We start from the raw sequence: 2,755 nt of genomic DNA, 5'->3' as shown, positions 1-2,755 counted from the left end.
CAGCCGCGCGGGGGGGATCGCTACCGTGGCACCCGCGCGGCTGCGCGGGGCCGCCGGGACACCCGGGAGCGGCTGAGGCGTGCACGGCGATCCACGGACGGGCGGTGCCGGGCCCGGTGCCGCGGGCCCACGGCGCGCCGGGCCCGGCGACGGCGAGGCCCTGGCGCACTACTACGACGACTCCGCGGCGCACTACGTGCCCGGGTGGCGCTCCATCGAGCACTACGGCCCCCTCGTCGCGGACTTCCTGCTGCGCAGCGCGACGCCCGGGTGCCGGGTGCTGGACGTGGGGTGCGGGCCGGGGCAGTTGACCAGGGACCTCGCCCCGGACGTCGCCGTGACGGGCGTCGACGTGTCGGCGCGGATGCTCGCGGTCGCCGCCGCCGGGCGGCCCTCCGGCCGCTACGAGCGTCACGACTACCACGACCCGCTGCCGGAGGGCTGGGGACGTTTCGACGTCGTCCTCGCCGTGGGTTGCCTGGAGTTCTGCCGCGACCTGACCGCGACGCTGCGCCACCTCGCCGCGGCGTGCGCGCCCGGGGCCCGGCTGCTGGTGGGCGTCGTCGAGGACCGCGCCGCCGGCGTCCCCGGGCGCTCCCGCCGCCCGTTCTCCGAGGACGGCCTGCCGGGGGTCGACATGCACTGCTACGACGTCACCGCGCAGCTGGGCGCGATCACCGCCGCGGGGCTGTCGCCGTCCTCGTACCGGTACGTGCCGGCCTGGCGGCACGAGGAGTACTCCCTCCTCGTGCACTACGGGCTGTGGGAGCTGCGCCGGGCCTCGCCGGCTACGAACCCGTGAGCTGCTGCTGCGTGCTCGGGCTGCTGGACTCGTAGCGGTCCTCGACGACCTCGCCGTCGCACAGGTGCACGATCGTGATGCCGCGGAAGGTGACCGCCCTGCCGGTGGGGGCGATGCCCTCGAAGTCGCCCCGGTGGGTTCCGCGCATGGTCCACCGGTAGGCCAGCCGCTCGTCCTGCGCGATCGTCTCCTCGACGGTCATCGTCAGGTCGGGGAAGGCCGACCGGTAGGTGGCGATGGTGTCCTTGAGGTCCTGCAGCGTGCCGTCCCCCTGCCCCGGCTCGCCGCGCAGGACGTAGCCCTCCCCGGTGGTCTCGTCGAGGCCGTCCAGGTCCCCGGTGTTCCACGGGTCGAGGGCGAAGCGCTGCAGGAGGGTGCTGACCTGGTGCGGGGTGCTGACCTGGTTCGTCGACACGTCGACCGCCTCCGTCGGGGTCGGGTCCGAGCACTGCGGGAGCCGACGATAGCGAGGTGGCCCGCCCGGAGCCAGGCCCCGGTACGCTCCGCGATCCCCGCGCGGGCTCGGGCGGGGAGCGTGGAGCGCTGGCCCCTCCGCCCTGCCGGGCCTGCCGTACCGCCCCCCTCACCAGCTGGACCTCCTCACGCCGGGCAGTTCGCCGGCGTGGGCCGTCTCGCGCAGGCGGGTGCGCGAGATCCCGAAGGCGCGCGGGTTCCCGCGGGGCCGGCCGTCGACGGCGTCGCGGTGGCGCACCCGGGTGGGGCCGGCGTCGCGCGGCAGGCGCTGCAGCGCCAGGCGTGCGGCGGCGCGCTCGTCCTCGCTCGCGCGCACGCCCACCGCGGCGCGCTCGAGCTGAGCGCGTCGCCCGGCGTGCCGGGCGACGGTGAGCTTGCGCTGCTCGTCCTCGGCGACCTCGCTCTTCTTGGCCACTGCTCAGCGCTCCTCGCGGAAGTCGACGTGCTCGCGCAGCACGGGGTCGTACTTGCGGACGACCGTGCGCTCGGGGTCGTTGCGGCGGTTCTTGCGGGTGACGCAGGTGCAACCGGTGCCGCCGGTGGAGCGCAGTTCGATCACCGGGCGCACGTCCCGGGACCTGGCCATCGGAACCGCTCCCCCCGCCGGCGCAGGTCGGCCACGACGGCCTCGATGCCGCGCCTGTCCACGGTCTTGGTGCCGCGTGCGGAGACGGTGAGCGTGACCGTGCGCCCCCGCGAGGGCACGAACCGCTTCTTGCGCTGGACGTTGGGGTCGAAGCGCCGGCTGGTGCGCCGGTGCGAGTGCGAGACGGTCTTGCCGAAACCGGGTACGGCCCCGATGACCTGGCAGCGGGCGGGCACGGATCCTCCTCGTGGGTCGGTGCAGGGGTGGGTCGGCGAGCACCCCGCCCACGGGCCCGTGGTGTTCCGCGACGAGTCCGCCGGCACGGCGTTCTCGTCCAGCTCGACCCTCGCCATGCGCGGGGACCTGCCGACGGCGGAGTGGGAGGACGGCGCGACCTACCCGGTCGTCGACGTCGACGTCTCCTCCGCCAGCCACCCGTTCTGGACCGGCACCGCCCGCGTGCTCGACGCCGAGGGGCGCGTGGAGAAGTTCCGCCGCCGCTACGGCCGCCGCTGAACCGCCGGACCCGCGGGCGGCACCACCACCCGGTGGTGCAGCGCCGCGGGTGCGCAGCGCAGCCCGCTCGCGGGGCCGGCCAGCCACGCCAGCAGCGCCGTGGCGTCCCGCGCGCCCAGCCCGCCGAGGCACAGCAGTCGCGCCGGCGCCCCACCGCCGACCTGGACGCCCACGCCCACCTGGGCGTCCAGGGGCAGGGCGGCTCCGGGGTCCAGCCGCACCAGCACCAGTGCCGTCGACGCGCGTGCCGCGCGACGCAGCCGGTGCAGCAGGCCCACCTCGCGGTGGGCCACGAACACCCAGCCGACCGGGTCGGGCCCGTGCGCGCGGCGGGTGCCGCAGGGGTCGGGTGCTGCGGCGGGCGGTGGGGTCTGCAC

At 76.4% G+C, this 2,755-nt stretch carries 7 protein-coding genes; 2 read left to right on the top strand and 5 right to left on the bottom strand.

What is annotated here, in order from left to right; all coding sequences use genetic code 11:
- The first annotated feature begins 79 nt into the window (after positions 1-79).
- The gene (locus GTR00_RS18395; RefSeq protein ID WP_205706153.1) at positions 80-802 is read left to right on the top strand and encodes a class I SAM-dependent methyltransferase; all 723 of its coding nucleotides are present in this window, start codon (positions 80-82) and stop codon (positions 800-802) included.
- Here the strand turns inward: GTR00_RS18395 and GTR00_RS18390 are convergent.
- From GTR00_RS18390 to rpmB, 4 genes are all read right to left on the bottom strand, one after another.
- Entirely contained in the window at positions 789-1,217 is a 429-nt protein-coding gene (locus GTR00_RS18390; protein ID WP_166613019.1) for an ester cyclase, read from the bottom strand. The genes GTR00_RS18395 and GTR00_RS18390 overlap by 14 nt on opposite strands.
- 168 nt (positions 1,218-1,385) lie before the next feature.
- Positions 1,386-1,691 (bottom strand): 30S ribosomal protein S14, encoded by a 306-nt coding sequence (rpsN, locus tag GTR00_RS18385; protein WP_166613018.1) that lies wholly within the window; start codon positions 1,689-1,691, stop codon positions 1,386-1,388.
- A gap of 3 nt (positions 1,692-1,694) precedes the next feature.
- Positions 1,695-1,862: a 50S ribosomal protein L33 gene (gene rpmG, locus GTR00_RS18380; protein ID WP_166613017.1), complete on the bottom strand. Its 168-nt coding sequence runs from the start codon at positions 1,860-1,862 to the stop codon at positions 1,695-1,697.
- Positions 1,832-2,098: a 50S ribosomal protein L28 gene (rpmB, locus tag GTR00_RS18375; RefSeq protein ID WP_166613016.1), complete on the bottom strand. Its 267-nt coding sequence runs from the start codon at positions 2,096-2,098 to the stop codon at positions 1,832-1,834. Before rpmB ends, rpmG begins: the two co-directional genes overlap by 31 nt.
- Positions 2,099-2,117: 19 nt before the next feature.
- Here rpmB and GTR00_RS18370 point away from each other — a divergent pair, with 19 nt between their 5' ends.
- Positions 2,118-2,378, top strand: a complete 261-nt coding sequence (locus tag GTR00_RS18370) for a type B 50S ribosomal protein L31 (RefSeq protein WP_205706154.1) — start codon at positions 2,118-2,120, stop codon at positions 2,376-2,378.
- On the opposite strand, the gene GTR00_RS18365 is transcribed toward GTR00_RS18370, so the two are convergent.
- Positions 2,363-2,755, bottom strand: a 393-nt coding sequence (locus GTR00_RS18365) for a hypothetical protein (protein WP_205706151.1), incomplete at its 5' end; no start/stop codon positions are given. The genes GTR00_RS18370 and GTR00_RS18365 overlap by 16 nt on opposite strands.

This window comes from Kineococcus indalonis (genome assembly GCF_009906395.1).
GTDB lineage: Bacteria > Actinomycetota > Actinomycetes > Actinomycetales > Kineococcaceae > Kineococcus > Kineococcus indalonis.
Note: the sequence above shows the minus strand (reverse complement) of the source record. Positions and strands in the feature narration are given on the sequence as shown.

Coding starts and splice junctions, on each gene's coding strand:
- rpmG (WP_166613017.1), bottom strand. CDS start 1,862: ATGGCCAGGTCCCGGGACGTGCGCCCGGTGATCGAACTGCGCTCCACC.